We start from the raw sequence: 22321 nt of genomic DNA on the forward strand, positions 1-22321 counted from the left end.
GGAGCGGCCGGGGCCGCGGTGCGGCGTACCGCGGTCCTCGCCGGCCCGGGGCACCGCGCACGGCGGCGTCCGACCCGTCGCACCCGCAACGCCCGGGCCTGCCGGGACGCACCAGGGGCGGCCACCCGGCTCGGGTGACCGCCCCTTTGGCGCGTCGGCGGACGGGCCGCTCAGCTGCGCAGCGCCCCGTTCGGCAGTTCCACCTTGGCGCCGAGCTCGACCAGCTTCTCCATGAAGTTCTCGTAGCCGCGGTTGATCAGGTCGATGCCGTGGACCCGGGAGGTGCCCTGGGCGGCGAGCGCCGCGATCAGGTACGAGAAGCCGCCGCGCAGGTCGGGGATGACCAGGTCGGCGCCCTGGAGCCGGGTCGGGCCGCTGACCACCGCGGAGTGCAGGAAGTTGCGCTGGCCGAAGCGGCAGGCGGAGCCGCCCAGGCACTCGCGGTAGAGCTGGATGTGCGCGCCCATCTGGTTGAGCGCGGAGGTGAAGCCGAGCCGGGACTCGTAGACCGTCTCGTGGACGATCGACAGCCCCGACGCCTGGGTCAGCGCGACCACCAGGGGCTGCTGCCAGTCGGTCTGGAAACCGGGGTGGACGTCGGTCTCCAGGGCGATGGCGTTGAGCGAGCCGCCCGGGTGCCAGAAGCGGATGCCCTCGTCGTCGATCTCGAAGGCTCCGCCGACCTTGCGGAAGGTGTTGAGGAAGGTCATCATCGACCGCTGCTGTGCGCCGCGGACGTAGATGTTGCCCTCGGTGGCCAGCGCCGCGGACGCCCAGGAGGCGGCCTCCAGGCGGTCGGGGAGGGCGCGGTGGGTGTAGCCGTCGAGCTTGTCGACACCGGTGATCCGGATCGTCCGGTCGGTGTCCATGGAGATGATCGCGCCCATCTTCTGCAGCACGCAGATGAGGTCCTCGATCTCCGGCTCCACGGCGGCGTTCGACAGCTCGGTGACGCCCTCGGCCAGTACGGCCGTCAGCAGCACCTGCTCGGTCGAGCCGACCGAGGGGTAGGGCAGGCGGATCTTGCAGCCGCGCAGCCGGTGCGGGGCCTCGAGGTACTGCCCGTCGGCGCGCTTCTCGATCGTCGCGCCGAACTGGCGCAGCACGTCGAAGTGGAAGTCCACCGGCCGGCCGCCGATGTCGCAGCCGCCCAGGCCCGGGATGAAGGCGTGACCGAGGCGGTGCAGCAGCGGGCCGCAGAAGAGGATCGGGATCCGCGAGGAGCCGGCGTGCGCGTCGATGTCGGCGACGTTGGCGCTCTCCACGTGCGAGGGGTCGAGGACCAGCTCGCCGGGCTCGTCACCCGGGCGGACCGTGACGCCGTGCAGCTGCAGCAGCCCGCGCACCACGCGGACGTCCCGGATGTCGGGGACGTTGCGCAGCCGGCTGGGGCCGCTGCCGAGCAGGGCGGCGACCATGGCCTTGGGTACAAGGTTCTTCGCACCGCGAACCCGGATCTCGCCCTCCAGCGGGGTGCCGCCGTGGACAAGCAGTACGTCGTCAGTAGAGACGGTCATGGATCTCGCGTTCCTGGAGACGGGCAGGGCCAAGCAGAAATGGTAAGGGCGGCCGAGGGTGTGCCCGTAGGCCCGTGCAGGCTCTGAGCATGTAATGGCTTTGTCACAACACACTCCGCTACGGTCCGCCTTTGATTCGTAATCGCCTTATGGGCGAAGCGTTGGCAAATGCCCTTGATGTCCGGCCGGATGGCGAGCGGCGGCCGCCGGCGGGAAAAGGCGTGCGCCCGGTGCTGCCGCCGTACGCCCTGCCCTGCTTTCGCGCGGTCCTGGGCTTTGACTCCCCGCTTCGGCCGGAAGTGCGGGATCATGTGCCCATGACCGAGGTGTCCTCGCTCACAGGCCGGCTGCTCGTCGCGACGCCCGCGCTCGCCGATCCGAACTTCGACCGCGCGGTGGTGCTGCTCCTCGACCACGACGAGGAGGGCTCCCTCGGCGTGGTCCTCAACCGCCCCACGCCGGTCGGCGTCGCGGACATCCTCGCGCCCTGGGCCGCGCTGGCCGGTGAGCCGGGCGTGGTCTTCCAGGGCGGCCCGGTGTCGCTGGACTCGGCGCTCGGCGTGGCCGTGGTGCCCGGCGGCCTGTCCGGTGAGGGCGGCGTCGCGCCCGCGGACGGCGGCGCACGACCCGCCGGCGACGGTGAGGAGACGGCCGGTGTGCAGGCCGCGGACCGCACCGGCCTGCAGTCGGGTGAGGAGCCGCTGGGCTGGCGCAGGGTGCACGGCGCGATCGGCCTGGTCGACCTGGAGGCGCCGCCCGAGCTCCTCGCGGCGGTCCTCGGCAGCCTGCGGATCTTCGCCGGCTACGCGGGCTGGGGGCCGGGCCAGCTGGAGGACGAGCTGGTGGAGGGCGCCTGGTACGTGGTCGAGTCCGAGCCCGGCGACGTCTCCTCGCCCGACCCGGAGCAGCTGTGGCGCGCGGTGCTGCGGCGCCAGCGCAACGAGCTGGCGATGGTCGCGACGTATCCGGACGATCCGTCCCTGAACTGAGCGGCGGGCGCACGGACGGGTGAACGATCGGGCGGGGGCCGGAATTTTGTTGAGCGCTGGATTATTGTGACGGCTTCGTCATGGGGAATTGTCAGTCCTCGTCGCTATGGTTCGAGGCGGCAGGGGACGGTGCGCGGCCGCGTCGGCGGGGCCGCGCTGGACGACGGGGGAGAGCGCCATGCACAGGCCGAGTGTGCCCGAGGACCTGGACCGCCCGGAGCGGCTCTGGGCGCGCGCCGCGACGCTGGCGGTGGTGGCGGCCGCCATGGACGACGGGGACGAGTTCTCCTGGGGCGAGAGGGGGCTGCAGTGCTGGAACGCCGGCGGCAGCTACTGGTGGCGGCTGACGCCGTGCCCCGGCGGCCGGGCGGTGCTGTGCGGCCAGGACGCGGACGGCAGTCATACGCACAGCGGGGGCCGGCAGATCGACTTCCTGGCCGGCGGTCCCGCCTGGCTGCCCAGGGAGTGCTTGCGCGAGGACGCCGAGGGCAATCTCCTCGGGTTCGTCTACTGGTGGCAGGACGGCGCCTGGGCCCGCGCGCCGTACCCCGCCCAGCTGCCGGACGACGGTCTGGCGATGGCCATGAGCTGGGTCGCGCCGGGCGACGCCGCGGTGGCGAAGATCGTGGAGGACCTCGTGGCGCTCACCGAGACCGAGCGGGACGCGGCACCCGCGGTGCACGCCTTCCTCGCCGCGGCCGAGGCCCGCACGGTCGGCGCGGGGGACGTCGCGGCGCTGCTGGACGCGGTCTGCGACAAGGATTCCTGGTACGAGGTCCGGCCGGAGGCCGCGCTGGCCTTCGCCGCGGAGCTGGGCCTGACGGCCGGCGACCGGGGCGGGGTCACGGTGGCGTCCTAGCGGGCCTGCCGGGCCTGCCGGGCCTGCCGGGCCTGCCGGGCCTGTTGGGCCGGTCCGGTCACCGGGTCGCCAGGGCGAGGAACCGCTCGGCGAGCGGATGGGCGTCGCGGGCGGGCAGCGCCAGATGGACGGGCACGGCGGGCGCGTTCTTCAGACGTACGTAGCGGATGCCGGGGTGTGTGTGGCGCTCGGCCACCGGCTCCGGTGCCACTCCGACCCCGTGCCCGGCGGCGACCGCCTCCAGCCACTCGTCGAAGTTCCCCGCGGTACAGGCGAGTCGGGGGCGCCGGTCCGCGGGCCAGAGCTCGGGCCGGGTGCTGCCGGTGACGGTGTTGACCACCAGCGGCAGCCCGGCCAGCTCGTTCCAGTCCAGCACCCGGCGGCGGGCCACGGCCCGGATGGCGTCCTGCTGCGCGCCGGTGAAGCCCTTGCCCCCGGGGCGGCCCGGCGAAAGGCCCGGCGCACGGGTGCCGCTTCGGTCTCCCGCGGGGAACGGCGTACGGGGCAGGGCGGCGACCCGCGGCTCGTGGAGCAGGACCGCGGTGCGCAGCCCGGCGGCGTGGGGCACCTCACCGCGCAGCACCACGATGTCCGACTCCCCGCTCTCCAGCCCGGCGAGCGGAGCATCGCGGCGCACCAGCCGCACCCCGGCCCCGGTCGCCGCCTCGAAGGCCGCGGCCAGCGGGGTGCAGGCGGCGGGCAGCAGCGAGGTGAAGCCCAGTCGCAGGATCGACGGGCCGGTGGGCGAGCGGAGCGCGACGGCCAGCCGGGGGAGCAGCGGGGCGAGGTCGGTGTAGAGCCGGCGGCCGGCGTCGGTGAGGTCGACCCGGCGGGTCGTACGGTCCAGCAGCCGGGCGCCGAGCATGGTCTCCAGCGCCCGGACGGTCCGGGTCAGCGCGGGCTGGCCGATCCGCAGCCGGTCGGCGGCGTGGGTGAAGCTGCGCTCCTCCGCGACGGCGAGAAAGCCCCGCAGATGCCGCAGCTCGATGCCGTCGAGGGCACGGTCGCAGAAGGGGTCGAGGGCGGGACCGGGGGCCGGGTCCGCAGCGCCTCCGGCGTCGCGGTGCGCGCTGTCGTCATTCATGCCGCCCCAGCATAAGTACCCCTCACCGGGCATTTCCCCGGCCATCCGGAGACTCCCTACGTTTTTCTCGTCGATTCACCCCGGGGCGCACGAGGACCCAGCGCTCCGGACGATCACGGGAGATGAGCACGGTGCGCAAGGTCTGGCTGCTGACGCTGGGGGCGTTCACCCTCGGCCTGGACGCGTATGTGATGGCCGGACTGTTGCCGGTCCTCGCGGACGACATCGGTACCCGGGTGTCGCTGGCGGGCCAGCTGGTGACGGTCTTCACGCTGGCGTACGCGATCTGCGCGCCGCTGGTCGCCGGACTGCTCTTTGGCGTACGGCCCCGGCTGCTGATCCTGCTCGCGCTGGCGGTCTTCACGCTCGGCAACGGCGCCACGGCCCTCGCCCCCTCGCTGGGCACGCTGCTGGCGGCCCGGGCCATCGCGGGCGCCGGCGCCGGGGTCTACTCGGCGCTGTCCACCGCCGCGGCCGCCGCGCTGGCGCCGGACGGGCGGCGCGGGCGGGCGCTGGCCCTGGTGATGGGCGGGATGAGCGCGGGCACGGTACTCGGCGTGCCGATCGGGGTGCTGCTGGCCGAGCACACCGGCTGGCGGGCCACGATGTGGCTGCTCACCGGCCTCGGCGCGGTCGCGCTCGCCGGTCTGGCGGCGCTGCTGCCGCAGGTCCCGGCGCAGCCCGCGGTGCCGGTGCGCGCCCGGTTGGCGGCCATCGCGGACCGTGCGGTGGCGCCGGTCGTCGGGGTGTCCTTCCTGGCCGCCGTGGCCAGCCTCGGGCTGTACACCTACCTCGCGCCGGTGCTGGCCGCGGCGGGCGGCGTCGGCGAGGTGGCCCCGTACCTGTGGGCCTGGGGCGCCGGCGGGGTGCTGGGCAGCGTGCTGGCCGGGCCGCTGGTGGACCGTACGGGACCGATCCGGAAGCTGGTCCGCCCGACCACGGCAACCACGACGTACAAGACGGGACGCGGGAGGGAGAGCGGAGGGCAGACCCGGGCGGTGGTCGCCGGGGTGCTGGTGATCATCGCCGTGGCGCAGGCGCTGCTGCCGTCGCTGGCCGCCGCGGCGCTGCCCGGCGCGGTGGTGGCGCTGGTGGCGTGGGGCGCGGCGGGCTGGGCGGCGCAGGTGCCCCAGCAGCACCGGCTGCTGGAGGTGGCCGGGGAGCGCGGCACGGTCGCCCTCGCGTTGAACAACTCGGCGCTCTATCTGGGCAGCGCGGTGGGCTCGGCGCTCGGCGGGCTGGCGCTCGGGGCGGGGCTGGCTCCCTACGCGCTGCCATGGGTGGCCGCCGGGGTGGCGGCGGCGGGTCTCGTGCTCCACCTGGCGGCGGGCCGACGCTCCCGGGTTGCGGCGGGCGTGAGTACCCTTGGCAGTTATGAGCACTCTTGAGCCCGAGCGCGGGGCAGGTACGGGGACCCTCGTAGAGCCGACACCGCAGGTGTCGCACGGCGACGGCGACCACGAGCGCTTCGCCCACTACGTCCAGAAGGACAAGATCATGGCGAGCGCGCTCGACGGTACCCCCGTCGTGGCGCTGTGCGGCAAGGTCTGGGTCCCGGGTCGCGACCCGAAGAAGTACCCGGTCTGCCCCATGTGCAAGGAGATCTTCGAGTCCATGGGCGCCGGTGGCGACAAGGACAAGGGCGGCAAGGACGGCGGCAAGAAGTAACAGCCGCGCACCGTCCCGCCCGCGGAACGGCAGTGGCCGCACGACCCGGCCCCCGGCCGGGCGGTGGCGGCGCCCCGCAGTGGCTAGGGCCCGGGTCCCTCGTGGACCCGGGCCCGTCCTCGCTCCCGGACGGGGCGGGCGGACGACGGCGACGGCGTGGCGAGGCGGCCCGTGCGGTGACGCCCGCCTTATGGGGGCGGCCTGTTGGGCGTACGGCACGCCCAGGGCCGGCCGTACGGCAGGCCCAGGGCTTGTACTCCACGGGCAGTTGACGGTCCGACGGCGACGAGGGGCGGGATCATGGCAGCATCGACCGTGACGACCATCCCCGTGCTGGTCTTCTTCTTCGTACTCGTGACAGCGCCGAATGGTCCCGGGCCCGGGCGGCGCGGTGGAGGACTGACGGCATGCCGGACACGGACACCCCCAACGGACCTGGCGGCGGCCTGATCCCGGCCCCGCTGAGCATCGACGGCCCCGGTCTCGGCGCCGTCCGCCTCGCCGAGGGCACCGCGCTGGCCGCCGCGCCCGGCACCGAGGACACCGCGCGCTGGCTGCGCGCCACCCTCGGCGCGGCCTACGGCCTCCCGCTGCCGCCCGGCTCCGCCGAGGCCACCGACACCCTCGCCCTCGCCCTCGACGGCGCCCTGCCGGCCGAGGGCTACCGTCTGGAGGCCGACGCCCGCTGGGGCGTACGGATCACCGGCGGCGGCCCGGCCGGCGTCTTCTGGGGAGCGCAGACGCTGCGTCAGCTCCTGGGCCCGCAGGCCTTCCGCCGGGCCCCGCTCACCCCCCGGGCGGCCGCCGACCTGCCGCCGCAGACCATCGAGGACGCCCCCCGCTTCGGCTGGCGCGGCATGCTGCTCGACGTCGCACGGCACTTCCTGCCCAAGGACGGGGTGCTGCGCTACCTCGACCTGCTCGCCGCCCACAAGCTCAACGTCCTGCATCTGCACCTGACCGACGACCAGGGCTGGCGCATCGAGATCCAGCGCTACCCCGAGCTGACCGAGACCGGCGCCTGGCGCGAGCGCACCAAACTCGGCCACCGTGCCTCCCCCCTCTGGGACGAGCGCCCGCACGGCGGCTACTACACCCACGACGACATCCGCGAGATCGTCGCCTACGCCGCCCAGCGGCACATCACCGTCGTCCCAGAGATCGACATCCCCGGACACTCGCAGGCCGCCATCGCCGCGTACCCGGAACTGGGCAACACCGACGTCGTCGACACCACCTCCCTGAAGGTCTGGGACACCTGGGGCGTCAACCCCAACGTACTGGCGCCCACCGACAACGTCCTGCGGTTCTACGAGCACGTCCTCGACGAGGTCCTCGGCCTCTTCCCCTCGACCTTCGTGCACTTGGGCGGCGACGAGTGCCCCAAGGACCAGTGGCGGGCCTCCGCCACCGCCCAGGCCAAGATCGCCGAACTCTCCCTCGCCGGCGAGGACGAGCTGCAGAGCTGGTTCATGCGGCACTTCGACCGCTGGCTCGCCGACCGCGGCCGGCGGCTGATCGGCTGGGACGAGATCCTCGAAGGCGGCCTGGCCGAGGGCGCGGCCGTCTCCTCCTGGCGCGGCTACGCGGGCGGGATCGCCGCGGCCAAATCCGGCCACGACGTCGTCATGTGCCCCGAACAGCAGGTGTACCTGGACCACCGTCAGCACTCCCGTCCCGACGAGCCGGTGCCGATCGGCTTCGTGCGCACCCTGGAGGACGTCTACCGCTTCGAGCCGGTGCCGCCCGAGCTGACGGACGACCAGGCCGCGCACGTCCTGGGCACCCAGGCGAACGCCTGGACCGAGGTCATGGACACCCAGGCGCGCCTGGACTACCAGGTCTTCCCGCGGCTGGCCGCCTTCGCCGAGGTCGCCTGGTCGCGGCTGCCGGCCCCGGCCGACCGCGACTACCAGGACTTCACCCGGCGGATGACCGCCCACTACGCCCGCCTCGACGCCCTCGGCGTCGACTACCGCCCGCCCGGCGGCCCCCGCCCCTGGCACAGACGCCCCGGCGTGCTCGGACGCCCGATCGACGGGGCGCCCCCAAACGTGTGAGCCCCAGTGCAAGCAGAGCGCTCATACGGCCGGACCCTGGGACGGTGGGTACGCCACGACGGACCCCGCGCCGCCGCCCCCGCCGTCACGGGCACCCCCGCACGGGGCGTGCCCCCGCCGGACGCGGCCTGCCGCCGCGCCCGGGCCGGCGGGCCGCGGCGGCACGCCCGGTCCTCGCGGCGACGGACGAAACCGGACCAGCACCCCGTGCGGGGACGGAACGTCGCTTGGCGGACCCTCGCGCCGAGGGTCCGGGAAGATGTGCCAGAGTTGCCACGTCCGGGCAGTGAGCACGTACCGTACGGCGGAGCGGAACTGCCGGGACACCGGGGAAGGGGCAGCTGGCTTGACCACGCACGCACCGCACGCGTCGCACACGGTGACGTTGCCGGCCTCGCTCGACGAGGCGGTGGCGGCGCTCACCGCCATGCCCGCCGCCGTGCCCGTCGCGGGCGGCACCGATCTCATGGCGGCGGTCAACGCCGGACTCCTCAGACCCGCGGGCCTGGTGGGCCTCGGCCGGATCAGCGAGATCCGCGGCTGGCAGTACCTCGACGGCCATGCGCTGCTCGGCGCCGGACTGACCCTCGCCCGCATGGGGCGCCCCGACTTCGCCGCCCTGATCCCGGGCCTGGCCGCCGCCGCCCGCGCGGCCGGCCCGCCGCAGATCCGCAACGCCGGCACCCTCGGCGGCAACATCGTCAGCTCCGCCCCCACCGGCGACACCCTTCCGGTGCTCGCCGCCCTGGAAGCCACGCTGGTCATCGCCGGCCCCGGAGGCGCCCGCCGCGAGATCCCGGTCAGCCACCTCCTGGCCGGCCGGGAGATGCTGCACCCCGGTGAACTCGTCGGCTTCGTACGGGTGCCGCTGCTGCACGCCCCGCAGGCGTTCCTCAAGGCCACCGCGCGCACCGGCCCCGGCCGCGCCACGGCCTCCGTCGCGCTGGTCCTGGACCCCGCCAGGCGCGGTGTGCGCTGCGCGGTCGGCGCGGTCGCCGCCATGCCGCTGCGGCCCCTGGAGGCCGAGCAGTGGGTGGCCTCGATCATCGACTGGGACGGCGAACGCGGCCTGGTCCCCGAGGCGCTGACCGCCTTCGGCGACTACGTCGCCGCCGCCTGCATCCCGGACCCGGCACCGCCGGAGGACGGCTCGGAACCGGCGGCCCTGCCGCCGGCCGCACTGCACCTGCGCCGTACGGTGGCAGCCCTGGCCCGCCGCGCACTGGGGAGGGCGCTGTCGTGAGTGAGTGCACCGAGCGAACCATCAGCAGGTGCGCGCCGCGGGCGTGCGAGGCCGAGCGAAGTGAGGTGTCGGCATGAGCGAGGCAGACCACCGCAACCCGCAGCAGCCGCACCCCGATCAGGGCTGGCAGCCGCTGCCGCAGGGCGGCGAGTACGAGTCGGAGGCGACGGCCTTCGTGCAGCTCCCGGAGGGCTTCACCACCGGGATCTACGGCCGCCGCACGCCCGGCTACACCCCGGGCGCCGACCCGCTCGCCGCGCCCGGCCACGGCTACACCCCACCCTCCTCCTTCGCCTCGCACACCACCGCGCCACAGGTGCCGGGGGCCGACACCGACCCGGCGGCCACCGGCCAGTGGACGATGCCGTTCGCGGACCCCTCGGCCGGATACGCCGACCCGTCCGCCGGTTACGCCGCCCAGATGGACGCCGCGGCCCACCAGGGCCCGTCCGGGGCCTACCAGGGCGGCGCGCCCGAGGCGGCGAGGTCGTGGAGCGGCGAGCCGGTGGACTGGCCCGTGGCGGGCAGCCCGGAGGCGGGCGGCACCGGCACCTGGTCGGTGCCGGCGGCGGCCGACGACGGCCTGGAGGAGTCCGGCGAGTACCTGGTCGGCGACGGCGGCCTGACGGGCCGTACGGGACTCACGGGCGGCCGGGCGGACCTTCCGGGCTATCAGGAGCATCCGGGCCATCAGGGACTTACCGGTCCCGGTGGTGCCGCCGGCCACCAGGGCGGCGGATACCCGGGCGCCGGCGCGTACGACGCCGTGGACCCCGCCGAGACCGCCCAGACGGGGCACTGGAACTTCACCACCGGACTGAGCGCCACCAGCGGGGCCCAGACGCACGCCACACCGGCGCAGGAGGCCCCGCAGGGCGGGGGGGTGCCGGATCAGTTCGGCGGCCCCGCCGGCGACCCGTACGCGCGCGGCGGCGGCCTCGCGGACCACGACCACGCCACGGGGGCGCTCCCGGGCCACGGCACCGAGCCGGGCGGCGACCCCTACGGCGCGGGCGGCTCCGCCACCGGTCACTGGTCGCTGCCCGCCGACGCGCTGGCCCAGTGGCCGCCGGCCGCCGACGCCGCGCCGCGGCCCGAGGCGGCGGACCGGCACGACGGGACGACGGAGGTGCCCGCCCCGGCCGGCGCCGACGGCTGGGCCGCCCCGGCGGCCGAGGGCGAACACCCGGAGCGGCCCGGCGAGTTCGCCCCGGGCGACGGCGCGGCCGAGTCCGCGGCGTCCGCCGAGCCGGCCGCCGACCCGGCGGGGTCCGGCGTGCCCGACGACTCCGCCGGCCACGGCGGGCCCGCGGAGCCCGGCGACCGCACCGACCTCGCCGCCGCGCTGGCCCCCGCCGACGCCACCGTCGACACCGCGCCGTCCGGCACCGCCGCCGACGAGGGCGCGGCCCCCGCCGACGGCACCGGCCCCACGGACACCGAGGCCCCCGCCGGCGCGCCCGAGGCCACGCCCGAGGCCGCGGACCACGACCCCGCGGCGGCCGCCGACGCCCACGACGAGCACCCCGCCGCCTCCTACGTCCTGCGGGTGAACGGCATCGACCGGCCGGTCACCGACGCCTGGATCGGCGAGTCGCTGCTGTACGTGCTGCGCGAGCGCCTCGGCCTGGCCGGCGCCAAGGACGGCTGCTCCCAGGGCGAGTGCGGCGCCTGCTCGGTCCAGGTGGACGGGCGGCTCGTCGCGTCCTGCCTGGTGCCCGCGGCCACCGCGGCGGGCAGCGAGGTCCGCACGGTCGAGGGCCTCGCGCAAAACGGCGTGCCCTCCGACGTCCAGCGCGCGCTGGCCGCCTCCGGTGCCGTGCAGTGCGGCTTCTGCGTACCGGGCATGGCGATGACCGTGCACGACCTGCTGGAGGGCAACCACGCCCCCAGCGAGCTGGAGACCCGCAAGGCGCTGTGCGGCAACCTGTGCCGCTGCTCCGGCTACCGGGGCGTGCTGGACGCCGTCGAGGAGGTCGTCAAGGAGCGTGCGGAGGCCGCGGAGGCCGCCTACGCCCAGGAGGAGGACCCGTCGGACGAGGCGGACGGACCGGCCGGGGCGGCGCCGGCGGACACCGCCCGCATCCCCCACCAGGCGGGCCCTGCCGACCCCATGGGCCACGCTCCGCACCACCAGGATCCGCACACGGGAGGCTCCGCATGAGCGGCACGTCCGATGGCGCAGGTGCCGTCACCGCGACCCTCGCGGCGGGCGACCAGATCCCCGTCGAGGCGCCGCCGCACGGCCTGGGCGTCTCCCTGCCGCCCGCCGACGCCCCGGCGAAGACCGAAGGCACCTTCCCGTACGCCGCCGACCTGTGGGCCGAGGGGCTGCTGTGGGCGGCGGTGCTGCGCTCACCGCACCCGCGCGCCCGGATCCTGTCCATCGACACCGCGCCCGCGGCACAGATGCCGGGCGTACGCGTCGTCGTCACGCACGAGGACGTCCCCGGGGACGCGGGCCACGGCCGGGGCACCGCCGACCGCCCGGTCTTCGCCAAGGACGAGGTCCGCCACCACGGCGAGCCGATCGCCGCGGTGGCCGCCGACCACCCCGACACGGCCCGGCTGGCCGCCGCCGCCATCGCCGTCGAGTACGAGGTCCAAGAAGCCGTCACCGACCCCCAGCTCGCCTTCGAGGCCGAGCCGCTGCACCCCGACGGCAACCTGATCCGGCACATCCCGCTCCGCTTCGGCGACGCCGACGCCGTGGGCGAGGTGATGGTCGAGGGGCTCTACCGGATCGGCCGCCAGGACCCGGCGCCCATCGGGGCCGAGGCCGGGCTCGCGGTGCCGCGCCCCGACGGCGGCGTGGAGATCTACACCGCCTCCACGGACCCGCACACCGACCGCGATCTGGCCGCCGCCTCCTTCGGCCTGGAACCGGAGCAGGTCAAGGTCGTGGTGACCGGCGTGCCCGGGGCCACCGCCGACCGCGAGGACCCCGGCATCCAGCTCTCGCTCGGCCTGCTGGCGCTGCGCACGGGCTGCCCCGTCAAGCTCGCCGCCACCCGCGAGGAGTCCTTCCTCGCGCACGCCCACCGCCACCCCACGCTGCTGCGCTACCGCCACCACGCGGACGGCGACGGCAAGCTGGTCAAGGTGGAGGCGCAGATCCTGATGGACGCCGGCGCCTACGCCGACACCTCCGCCGACGCGCTCGCCGCCGCGGTGTCCTTCTCCTGCGGCCCCTATGTCGTCCCGCACGCCGTCGTCGACGGCTGGGCGGTGCGCACCAACAACCCGCCCTCCGGCCACGTACGCGGCGAGGGCGCGATGCAGGTCTGCGCCGCCTACGAGGGCCAGATGGACAAGCTGGCCGCCCGCCTGGGCCTGGAGCCCGACGAGATCCGGCTGCGCAACGTCATGGCCACCGGCGACCTGCTCCCCACCGGGCAGACGGTCACCTGCCCCGCCCCGGTCGCCGAACTCCTGCGCGCCGTGAAGGAGGCACCGCTTCCCGAACTGCCCAAGGACACCCCCGAAGCCGAGTGGCTGCTGCCGGGCGGCCCCGAGGGCGCCGGCGAGCCGGGCGCGGTGCGCCGCGGCGTCGGCTACGCGCTGGGCATGGTGCACATGCTCGGCGCGGAGGGCACCGACGAGGTCTCCACCGCCACCGTCAAGGTCAGCGGCTCGGTCGCCACCGTCATCTGCGCCGCCGTCGAGACCGGTTCGGGCTTCTCCACCCTGGCGCGGCAGATCGTCCAGGAGACCCTCGGCGTCGAGGAGGTGCACGTCGCGGGCGTCGACACCGACCAGCCGTCGGCCGGCCCGGCCTGCCACGGCCGGCACACCTGGGTCTCCGGCGGCGCCGTCGAGCGCGCCGCGAAGATGGTCCGCACCCAGCTCCTCCAGCCGCTGGCCCACAAGTTCGGGATGTCCACCGAACTCCTCCAGATCAACGACGGCAAGATCACTTCGTACGACGGCGTGCTCAGCACCACCGTCGCGGAGGCCCTGGACGGCAAGGAACTGTGGGCCACCGCCCAGTGCCGCCCGCACCCCACCGAGCCACTGGACGACGAAGGCCAGGGCGACGCCTTCGTCGGCCTCGCCTTCTGCGCCATCCGCTGCGTCGCCGACGTCGACATCGAACTGGGCACCATCCGGGTCGTGGAGATGTCCGTCGCCCAGGACGTCGGCCGGGTGCTCAACCCGCGGCAGCTGCGGGCCCGTATCGAGGCCGGCGTCACCCAGGGCCTGGGCGCCGCCCTGATGGAGAACCTGCGCACCACCCGCGGCCAGGTCCGCCACCCCGACCTGACCGGCTACGCCCTGCCGACCGCGCTGGACGCCCCCGACATCCGCATCGTCAAGCTCGTCGAGGACCGCGACGTCGTCGCCCCCTTCGGCGCCAAGCCCGCCAGCGCCGTCCCGGTGGTCACCTCTCCGGCCGCCGTGGCCTCCGCGGTCCGCGCCGCCACCGGCCGCCCCATCGGCCGCCTCCCGATCCGCCCCCAGGCGGCGGTGGCCCAGGTGGTGCGGCAGTAGGGGCCAGGGACCCGCCTTCTGACAGCCTGGTGCCATGCACGAGAGCCCGGAAGATCTTGCCTGGTTACAGCGCCTGCTCGACGACTCGTACGCCGCGGCAGGCCCGCACCTGCGCTCCATCGTCACCGAGGAGCGCCGCCTCGACGCCGCTGGAGTGGTCGCCGAGATGGACGCCATGCGCGTGATGGCGCTGGCCACCACGACGGCCGGGGGCGAGCCCCGGGTCGGTCCGGTCGACGGACTGTTCTACCGGGGGCGCCTCCACTTCGGGTCGGGAGCCGATTCGCTGCGGTTCCGGCACCTGCGCGCCCGCCCCGCCGTTTCCGCCTCGGTCATCGACGGCGAGCGGCTGCAGATCACGGTGCACGGCAGAGCGCGGGAGGTGTCCCCGGCGGACGACCAGGACCTGGCGTCGTTCCTGACCGGGGTGTACGGGCGCGAGGCGTGGGACGGCTGGATGAGCGCGCTGCCGTGGGCCCGCATCGAACCCGACCGGATGATCACCTTCCGCAACCAGGGTCCAAAGGGGCGTTAGGGCCTGCCCGAGGTTTCTCCTGGGGCTTCACGACTGACCGGGGACTTACGACTGACCGGGGACTCACGACCGTCCAGGGCCTCACGACCCACCCGGAGCTCAGGGTCTCCGGATCTCCGGAGACCCACGCACCGCCCGGCGGTCCACGCTCCGTCACGGCGATTGTCAGTGCCGTCACTTACAGTGAATTCCGATGTGCGGAGTGGAGTCGGGTGGGTGGGAGGAAGAAGGCCGAAGGGGCCAAAGTGCTTGCGGTGGAGGGGAATTGGAGGATGCTGGGGCGGCCGGAGTGAGCTGACCGGGCATGGGGGCCGCGGGGGCGGCGGGGAGCGCGAGGCCGAGGGGGCGGGATGCCGCAGGAATGGGCGGGGGAGTCGGGGCGGGACCGGGCCGTGGAGCGGTACGTCCAGGAGCTGTTGGTGCGCAGGCCGGGCAGCCGGCCGGAGCTGCCGGCCACGCTGCTGCTGGGGCCGCGTGGCAGCGGTAAGACGACGGTGCTGCGGCATCTCGCGGACTGGGGCCGGCGCGCGCCGGTGGCCCGGCTCGATCTGGCGGCGCTGGGACAGGAGGGGCGTAAGCCGATCGACGTGCTGGCCGCGCTGGTCTTTCAACTGAACGAGAAGAAGAAGGACTTCGCGAGGCTGCGGTTTCCGGCGTTCGGGCTGCTGACGATCGCCGTCGCGGCCCGGATGGAGGCGGCCGACCGCGACGCCGCCGTGCGGCAGATGGAGGAGGCGCTGGTCGGGCCGCCCAGCAGCCGGACGGAGGTGATCAATCAGCTGGCCACGTATGCCGCCACGGTCCTGGGCGCCCCGACGGCGGTGACCGCGGCGCTGCCCCTGCTGCCCGAGTGGCGGCGCCACTGGGCGCGGCTGCGGGTCCGCTGGCGGCTGGCGCGCATCCAGCGGCGCAGCCGCGGCGGCGGCTCCGTCGACGGCTTCCTGATCGACCTGAACCAGCGCTACGGCGACCGCGAGGAGGCCGAGCGGCAGCGTGCCGAGGCGGTGCTGTTCGACGCCTTCCTGGACGATCTGCGGCGGGCCTACGGCTCGCGCGGCGGCGACAAGCGGCGTACGACGCAGTGTCTGGTGCTGCTGGACAACGTCGACAGTCCATTGGGCAACGACTTTCTCAGGGCGCTGCTGGACGCGCGGAGAAAGGGCGGCACGCCCGATCCGCTGCTGGTCCTGGCCACGGCGGGCAGCTATCCGGCGGCGCTGGAGAGCTTCGCGTTCGGCGGGCCGCGGCGGCCCGGTGCGCTGCCCGGCCGGTGGCCCGCGGAGGAGGAGGGGTTCGTCCCGGAGCGGGTCGTCAAGGGGCTGGTGGTGGGCCGGCTGCGGGACCTGGTCCGCCATGAGGTCGAACAGCAGGCCGAGGAGGTGCTGAGGTCGGTCGGCCGCCGGGCGCCGGCGCCCGCTGCCGACAACGGCGTGCAGTGGCTGGGCTGGGTGGTGCACGAACTCACCCGCGGGCATCCGGCGGGCACCGCACAGTTGCTGGCGGCCCTCCTGGAGTACCCGGCACAGACCGCCTGGGAGGAGCGGCTGCGGCAGGCCCTGCAGCCCTCGTCCGCCGTTGTCGACGCCCTGCTGGAGCGGCTGTTGCCGATAGACGCGAGCGGGGAGCTCACACAGGCGCTGGCCCACGCCGCGGCCGCGGTCGACCTCGCCCAGACGCAGGCCGGCCGGGTGCTGTGGGGCGAGTCCAGCGCCCGCGTCCAGGAGGAGTTCAACGACTTCTGCGCGGACGTGCTGCGCACCATGCACCTCGACAGCGCGGACGAGGAGGCCGACGGCCGCACGGAGACGCCCCACCCGCTGCTGCGCTTCCTGTTGCTGCGCAGGCTCGCGGCGACCCCCGAGGACGGGCCGCCCGGCACCATCCGGGGGTGGCGGCCCGTGCACGACGCCCTGCGCGAGCGGGCGGCCACCACCGGCGAGCCGGGCAACGCGGCGTACCACGCCCTGGCCGGGGGAGACCTGGCCGCGGCCGCCGCCCATCTTGACGAGATCTTCGACCGGGTCACTCCCGAGGAGTGGTGCGCCGAGCTGTGCAGACTGCGCCGCGCCCCGCTCGCCCAAGCGGGCGGAGCCCTCGACCAGCCGTTGTGGGAGCACTATGAGCGGCTGGTGGAGCACCTCAACGACGGCGCCGTCGAGCAGCGGCTGCGGACCATCACCCGGCTGCTCGCCGCGGTGTGGATCGGCCCCGAGCCGCCCGACGACCCGCGTACGGATCGGGTCGGCGACCCGTATCGCGACCCCCTCGGCGATCCCGGCGCCGAGCTGTACGGCGAGATACAGGCCCGCTTCCACACCCTCGCGGTGCACGCCGACAGCGTGCCGTGGACCTCCGCGCTGCTGCGGAAGGCCAAGCAGTACGGAAAGGAGCCGTGGCTGTGAGCACACGTGTCTTCGAACCACCCAGGCCGCCGCGGCGCTGGGGGCTGTGGATCGTCTCGGTGCTGGTGGCGGCCGCGGCCCTGGCGGGTGCCGCGATACGGATCGCGGAGACGGCCGGACGGTGCGGCGAGGGCGTGCACCAGGCGGCCGGCGGCGAGTGCGTGGGGGTGACGGACGGTGCGTACACCTTCGAGAACATGCACGGTCTGAGCGACAAGATCCGCGCCGAGAACGAGAGGGTCGCCCGGTCCGGTGAGCCGTCGGTCGCCGTCGCCTATCTGGAGGCCATGGCGGGCGGATTCGCCGACCGGGGACCGGAGGCCACCCGGCAGGCCGTCAGTGGCGCCTACCTCGCCCAGCGGACGCTCAACACCGAACGCGCGACACTGCCCAAGATCCGACTGCTGCTCGCCAACACCGGTAAAGGCGACCGTAGTTGGCGCCAGGTGGTCGACCAGCTCATCGCGATGAAGGGCCCAGAACACCTCGTGGCAGTGGTGGGCTTCGGACAGAGCAACGACCGGACGGCCGGCGCCGTGAAGCGGCTGCGCGCCGCCGGACTGCCGATGGTCGGTGCGACGGTGGCGGCGGACGAACTGGCCTCCCCCGCCGCCGGGTTCTACCGGGTCTCCTTCCCCAACCGCGACCAGACCGCGGCCGCCGCCGGCTACCTCAAGGAGCAGCAGCGCAGGCACCCCGGCTACCGCGTCCAGGTGATCAGGGACGGCAATGAGGAGGACGCCTACAACACCTCGCTCTACGAGGACTTCCGGGCGGCGGCACGGCGCGCGGAGCTGGACGTGGACGACGGGGTGATCCCGTTCCGCTCGGGGGAGGGCGAGGAGGCGACGGCGGGCAATGCGCTGTCCCTGGTCGCCGACAAGGTCTGCGACGACCCCGAGCCGCCGGACGTGGTGTACTTCGCCGGCCGCGGCCGGGAGCTGCGCCGATTCATCGAGGCGGCCGGTGAGGGCGGCAGGCGCTGCCCCACGACGGTGCTCTCCGGCTCCAGCGCGCTGGGCGTCTACTTCGGCACCGGAGGAGAGGGGCACCGCGACGAGCTCGCGTTGCTCGCCAGACGCTGGAAGTACAGCGGGCTGACCGTCCACTACACGGCGTTCACCCACCCCGAGATATCCAAGGAGGTCTACGGCGGCGCTCGGAACGGGGCGTTCGCCGAATTCGAGCGGACCTTCAGCAAGGAGGTCGGCGGCCCGGCCACCGGCCTCGCCAGCGGCCAGGCGATGCTCGGCCATGACGCGACGTACACCGTCGGCAGAGCCGCCCAGAAGGCCGTCGCGGTCTACGGCACCCGGCGGGTCACCGACCGGATGGTCCTGGCCATGCTGGAGCAGACCAACGGCAGGTCCCGGGTCCGCGGCATCAGCGGCTACATAGCCTTCGACCCGGACACGGGCGAGCCCGTGGACCGCCCGCTGGCCCTGGTGGAACTCCGCCCCCCGACGGCCACCGGCGAGGCCAGGGACATCTACCGTTTTGTGACCGCGCTCCGCACCGGCCGGTGAGCCGCGCGGCACGCTGTGCCGGCGCTGCCACCGCTTGAAGTGGCTCGCATCGCAAGGGCGGCACCCCTGCTGGGATGCCGCCCTCTCCCCCTGCCTGCTCAAGGCACTGGAGGCCGTGGCGGGATTCGAACCCGCGTAACTCGCTTTGCAGGCGAGCCCCTGAACCACTCGGGCACACGGCCGGGTTGCGGTGTGCTTCCGACTGTAGGCCGCGGGGTGGGGGAGGGGGCAAGGGTGCGGGGCGGGCCGCCATGGAGCCGCAATACGGGGCAACACGAGGTTCATCAAGCCCCGTGGGGCGGCCGACGGCTCAGGGGTGCGGCCGGGTGTCGCGTACGGCGACCAGGCCGTTGAAGACGCCGATGTACGCCGTGCCGTCCGGGCCGAGGGTGATCGGGGCCCAGTTGTTGTCGTAGAGCGGGCCGGTGCCGGTCAGACGCTTGAAGCGGGTCCGGCCGGTGCGGAAGTCGACGGCGGTCAGGTACCAGGCGTCGATGCCCAGGCGGTGGGGGTCCTTTGTGTAGCAGTAGAGCAGGCCGTTGACGGTGGAGAGCTTGGCGACGGTGGAGGGGGAGTGCTCCTTGCTCTCCCAGACGGTGTCGCAGCCGCTGCCGTCCGGCCGGATGTCGATCCTGGTGATGCCTCCGACGACCGACTTCCCCAGGAGCAGCGAGGTGACGTTCTCGTAGCCGTAGTTGTTCTCGACGACGAGGCTGCGGCCGTAGCCGATCAGGGAGTTGTCGGTGGTGGAGGCGCCGGCGGTGAAGACCGGGACCTTGCAGACCAGGCGGCCGGCGTCCGGTCCGGTGCGGCGGTGGACCAGCACGTTCATCCGGTCGTCGGCGTTGTCGGTGATGGCCACGTAGGGGTGCGAGGCGTCGCCGAGCAGCGTGGGCGTGGTGCCGGACCCCTGGTTGACGGAGCCCGGTTTGCCGCCCGTACCGCGGTCGTAGGTCCGCCGCCACTGGATCCGCGGAGTGCCCCAGGCGTCCGCGCGCAGGCTGTACAGGGCGTGGTCGGAGACGAGGGAGATGCCGTCCTCGGCCGCCGAGAAGCTGTTCTGGATCTCCTCGCCGGGCAGCCGGAGGGTGCGTATCGCGCCGCTGTCCGGGGCGATGGTGCCGATCCGCCCCTTGCGCGTCACCCACCAGATCCGGCCGTCCCAGTCGGGCTGGACCGAGGTCACCGGATCGCACTGCCCGCGCGGGTGGAGGTTGCTCCAGCCGACGCAGTCGTGCGGGACGTACGGGGTCAGGTCCCAGTCGCGGTCGACGGCGAAGTGCCAGCGGCCGTCGGCGGACCGGCCGTGCGAGAGCCGCAGGACGTGCTGGCGGGAGTCGGCCAGGACGACGCGGTCCTTGTCGTCGAGGTAGAAGTAGGCGCCGCCCGAGGTGTCCTTGAAGATCTTGGAGAAGTCCAGGCGGGTGAGGGCCTCGACGGTGGAGGGGCGCTGCGGCAGCCGGTACTCGGCGAGCGTGTCCAGGCTCGCCGGGTCCAGGAGCTTGAGCCGGAAGCCCTGGAAGGTGCCGCAGACGGTCAGTATCCGGCCCCCGGAGTCGAAGGTGACGGTCGCGCACTCGCCGCCGAGCGCCGCCATCCGCTCGCTGCTGACGGCCGGGTCGGCGCCGAGCGGCCCGGGGAAGGGGTGGGTGTCGCTGCCGGCGCCGTCCCCGTGCATACCGGCCCGCCCGTTGGGCGCCAGGTACGGGTGCTGCGGCGGTGCCTGGTCCGCGGGCAGCGGGGCGGCGGTGGCCGGGGCGCCCTCGTACCGCGGGACCAGCCGGTGCCCCGGGGCGGGCGGTATCGGTGCCGCCCGCGCGGCCGGGGCGAGCGCCACCGGAGCCGGCAGCGTGAGTGCCAGAGCCGCCAGAGCCGTGGCCGTACGGGCCCGAAGTCCGCTCCGGCCGGGCCCAAAGAGCCTGTGTCGCATGGGAGTTCCTCATCCGTCCGTCGGCAACGGCGGCCGAGGCTAAGGCGGCGGGGCGCAGGAGTCCATGCCTTCCGGCGCGCCGCCACGCAGCGTTCACACCGCCCGACGGCCGGCGCCCGAACCGTGCGGCCTAGGACCGACGACCGACCCGATACCCGTCTCCCGACAGGGGCGCAACCGCCCTACGGCCCTTACGCTGGCCGGATGACCGCTGACCGCCCCGCACTGACCGCGCCACCCGGCGAGGGAGTCGCCGACGGCACCGCCGACGGCGTCCTCGGCCGCGCCCACCGGGCCCTGACCCTGGGCATCATCTCCGTCGTCTCCCTCGTCGCCTTCGAGGCCAGCGCCGTGAACACCGCGATGCCCGTCGCCGCCCGCGCCCTGGACGGCATCGCCCTGTACGCCTTCGCCTTCTCGGCCTTCTTCACCGCGAGCCTGTTCGCGATGGCGCTCTCGGGCGAGTGGAGCGACCGGCGCGGGCCGCTCGCGCCGCTGTTCACCGGGATCGCCGCCTTCGGGGCGGGGCTGCTGATCGCCGGCGGCGCGCAGAGCATGGGGATGTTCATCGCGGGCCGCGGGGTGCAGGGCATCGGCGGCGGGCTGGTGGTGGTCTCGCTGTACGTCGTCGTCGGGCGCGCCTACCCCGAGCGGCTGCGGCCGTCGATCATGGCGGCGTTCTCGGCGGCCTGGGTGGTGCCGGTGATCGTCGGCCCGCTCCTCGCCGGGACCGTCACCGAACAGCTCGGCTGGCGCTGGGTCTTCCTCGCCATCCCCGCGCTGATACTGCTGCCGCTCGCGGTGATGCTGCCGGCGCTGCGCACCCTGCCGCGTACGGAGCCGGGCCCGCACGGCGGTGTGCGGCACATCCTGACCGACCGGCGCTGCCGGCTCGCGCTGGCCGTCGCGGTCGGCGCGAGCCTGCTGCAGTACGCGGGCCAGCATCCGGCCTGGTCCGCGCTGCCGCTCGCGGCCGCCGGGCTGGCCCTGCTGGTGCCGGCCATCGTGCGGCTGCTGCCCCGCGGCACGTTCCGGGCGGCGCGCGGCCTGCCGACCGTCGTGCTGATGCGCGGCCTGGCGGCCGGTGCGCTGGTCGCCGCCGAGAGCTTCATCCCGCTGCTGCTGGTCACCCAGCGCGGCCTGTCCGCGACGCTCGCCGGACTCTCCCTCACCGGCGGCGGACTGACCTGGGCGCTCGGCTCGTACGTCCAGAGCCGACGGCGCCTCGAACCGCACCGGGAGCGCCTGATGGGCCTGGGGATGCTGCTGCTGGCGGCGGCGATCGCCATGGTGCCGCTGGTCCTGCTCGACGGGGTCCCGGCCTGGATCGTCGCGGCGGCCTGGACGGTCGGCGGCTTCGGCATGGGCCTGAACATCTCCAGCGGCGGCGTGCTCCTGCTCAAGCTGTCCCGCCCGGAGGAGGCCGGCAGCAACTCCGCGTCCCTGCAGATGTCGGACGCGCTGGGCAACGTCACCTTCGTCGGCATCAGCGGCGTCCTCTTCGTCGCCTTCGGCGGCGGCGCGGTTGCTGCGCATGCCTCCGCGACAACTGCCGCCGCCGGCTCGGCCGGCCATCCGGCGGCCTTCGCGGCGGTGTTCACGGCGATGGCCGTGGTCGCGACGACGGGGGCGGTGGTCTCCCCCCGTCTGAGACGGTAGCGCTGCGCTTGGCTGGCTTCCCACGTTGTCGGCTGGCCCGCCGTGGGGGTTGTTGTGGGTTCGCCTGCGGCGGGCCTCTCCGCTGCGCTTTGCTGTGGTCGACTTTTTGGCTTTCGCGCCGTGGCGCCTGCGGCGGGCGGTGCCGCTGCGCGGGGCTTTCGGGTGGCGGTGACGGGCCGGAGGGGCTGGGTGTCCGGACTGCTGCGCCCGTCCGCTGCGCTTGGCTGGCTTCCCACGTTGTCGGCTTTCCCGCCGTGGGGGCGTCGCGCCGTTGCGCCTGCGGCGGGCGGTGCCGCTGCGCGGGGCTTTCGGGTGGCGGTGACGGGCCTGCGGGGCTGGGTGTCCGGACTGCTGCGCT

The 22321-nt window shown here is 74.6% G+C and carries 15 protein-coding genes and 1 tRNA gene; 12 read left to right on the top strand and 4 right to left on the bottom strand.

Annotated features, from left to right (window positions below; all coding sequences use genetic code 11):
• Window positions 1-170: 170 nt before the first annotated feature.
• Window positions 171-1517 (bottom strand): UDP-N-acetylglucosamine 1-carboxyvinyltransferase, encoded by a 1347-nt coding sequence (murA, locus tag AC0680_RS31260; RefSeq protein ID WP_478635403.1) that lies wholly within the window; start codon window positions 1515-1517, stop codon window positions 171-173.
• 317 nt (window positions 1518-1834) lie between these two features.
• Between murA and AC0680_RS31265 the strand changes: the two genes are divergently transcribed.
• Both AC0680_RS31265 and AC0680_RS31270 read left to right on the top strand, forming a co-directional pair.
• Window positions 1835-2506 (top strand): YqgE/AlgH family protein, encoded by a 672-nt coding sequence (locus AC0680_RS31265; RefSeq protein WP_478635406.1) that lies wholly within the window; start codon window positions 1835-1837, stop codon window positions 2504-2506.
• A 178-nt stretch (window positions 2507-2684) separates the two neighbouring features.
• Entirely contained in the window at window positions 2685-3365 is a 681-nt protein-coding gene (locus tag AC0680_RS31270) for a hypothetical protein (protein WP_478635408.1), read from the top strand.
• Window positions 3366-3423: 58 nt separating this feature from the next.
• Here the strand turns inward: AC0680_RS31270 and AC0680_RS31275 are convergent, their stop codons facing one another.
• Entirely contained in the window at window positions 3424-4449 is a 1026-nt protein-coding gene (locus tag AC0680_RS31275; RefSeq protein WP_478635410.1) for a LysR family transcriptional regulator, read from the bottom strand.
• Between the two features lie 131 nt (window positions 4450-4580).
• Here AC0680_RS31275 and AC0680_RS31280 point away from each other — a divergent pair, with 131 nt between their 5' ends.
• The 9 genes from AC0680_RS31280 (at window position 4581) to AC0680_RS31320 (ending at window position 18374) form a co-directional block, all read left to right on the top strand.
• Window positions 4581-5837, top strand: a complete 1257-nt coding sequence (locus tag AC0680_RS31280) for an MFS transporter (RefSeq protein ID WP_478635441.1) — start codon at window positions 4581-4583, stop codon at window positions 5835-5837.
• Window positions 5824-6117 (top strand): DUF3039 domain-containing protein, encoded by a 294-nt coding sequence (locus tag AC0680_RS31285; protein WP_026169910.1) that lies wholly within the window; start codon window positions 5824-5826, stop codon window positions 6115-6117. Before AC0680_RS31280 ends, AC0680_RS31285 begins: the two co-directional genes overlap by 14 nt.
• A 407-nt stretch (window positions 6118-6524) precedes the next feature.
• Window positions 6525-8177 (top strand): beta-N-acetylhexosaminidase, encoded by a 1653-nt coding sequence (locus AC0680_RS31290; protein ID WP_478635413.1) that lies wholly within the window; start codon window positions 6525-6527, stop codon window positions 8175-8177.
• Window positions 8178-8523: 346 nt separating this feature from the next.
• A complete protein-coding gene (locus tag AC0680_RS31295; RefSeq protein ID WP_478635415.1) occupies window positions 8524-9420 on the top strand; it encodes an FAD binding domain-containing protein in 897 nt (298 codons plus the stop codon).
• 73 nt (window positions 9421-9493) lie between these two features.
• A complete protein-coding gene (locus tag AC0680_RS31300; RefSeq protein WP_478635417.1) occupies window positions 9494-11584 on the top strand; it encodes a 2Fe-2S iron-sulfur cluster-binding protein in 2091 nt (696 codons plus the stop codon).
• Window positions 11581-13911: a xanthine dehydrogenase family protein molybdopterin-binding subunit gene (locus AC0680_RS31305; RefSeq protein ID WP_478635419.1), complete on the top strand. Its 2331-nt coding sequence runs from the start codon at window positions 11581-11583 to the stop codon at window positions 13909-13911. The genes AC0680_RS31300 and AC0680_RS31305 overlap by 4 nt, the downstream gene beginning before the upstream one ends.
• A 34-nt stretch (window positions 13912-13945) precedes the next feature.
• Window positions 13946-14446 (top strand): pyridoxamine 5'-phosphate oxidase family protein, encoded by a 501-nt coding sequence (locus AC0680_RS31310; protein ID WP_478635422.1) that lies wholly within the window; start codon window positions 13946-13948, stop codon window positions 14444-14446.
• A gap of 350 nt (window positions 14447-14796) precedes the next feature.
• On the top strand, window positions 14797-16848 hold the full coding sequence (locus AC0680_RS31315) for an ATP-binding protein (protein WP_478635424.1): 2052 nt from the start codon (window positions 14797-14799) through the stop codon (window positions 16846-16848).
• A complete protein-coding gene (locus AC0680_RS31320) occupies window positions 16845-18374 on the top strand; it encodes an ABC transporter substrate-binding protein (protein ID WP_478635425.1) in 1530 nt (509 codons plus the stop codon). The genes AC0680_RS31315 and AC0680_RS31320 overlap by 4 nt, the downstream gene beginning before the upstream one ends.
• A 107-nt stretch (window positions 18375-18481) precedes the next feature.
• Here AC0680_RS31320 and AC0680_RS31325 read toward each other — a convergent pair.
• Window positions 18482-18556: transfer RNA gene (locus AC0680_RS31325), tRNA-Cys, on the bottom strand.
• A 128-nt stretch (window positions 18557-18684) separates the two neighbouring features.
• Entirely contained in the window at window positions 18685-20304 is a 1620-nt protein-coding gene (locus AC0680_RS31330) for a hypothetical protein (protein WP_478635428.1), read from the bottom strand.
• A gap of 204 nt (window positions 20305-20508) precedes the next feature.
• On the opposite strand from AC0680_RS31330, the gene AC0680_RS31335 reads away from it, so the two are divergent.
• Window positions 20509-21963: an MFS transporter gene (locus AC0680_RS31335; RefSeq protein ID WP_478635431.1), complete on the top strand. Its 1455-nt coding sequence runs from the start codon at window positions 20509-20511 to the stop codon at window positions 21961-21963.
• Window positions 21964-22321: the final 358 nt, after the last annotated feature.

It is taken from the genome of Streptomyces sp. NPDC043738 (assembly GCF_056436545.1).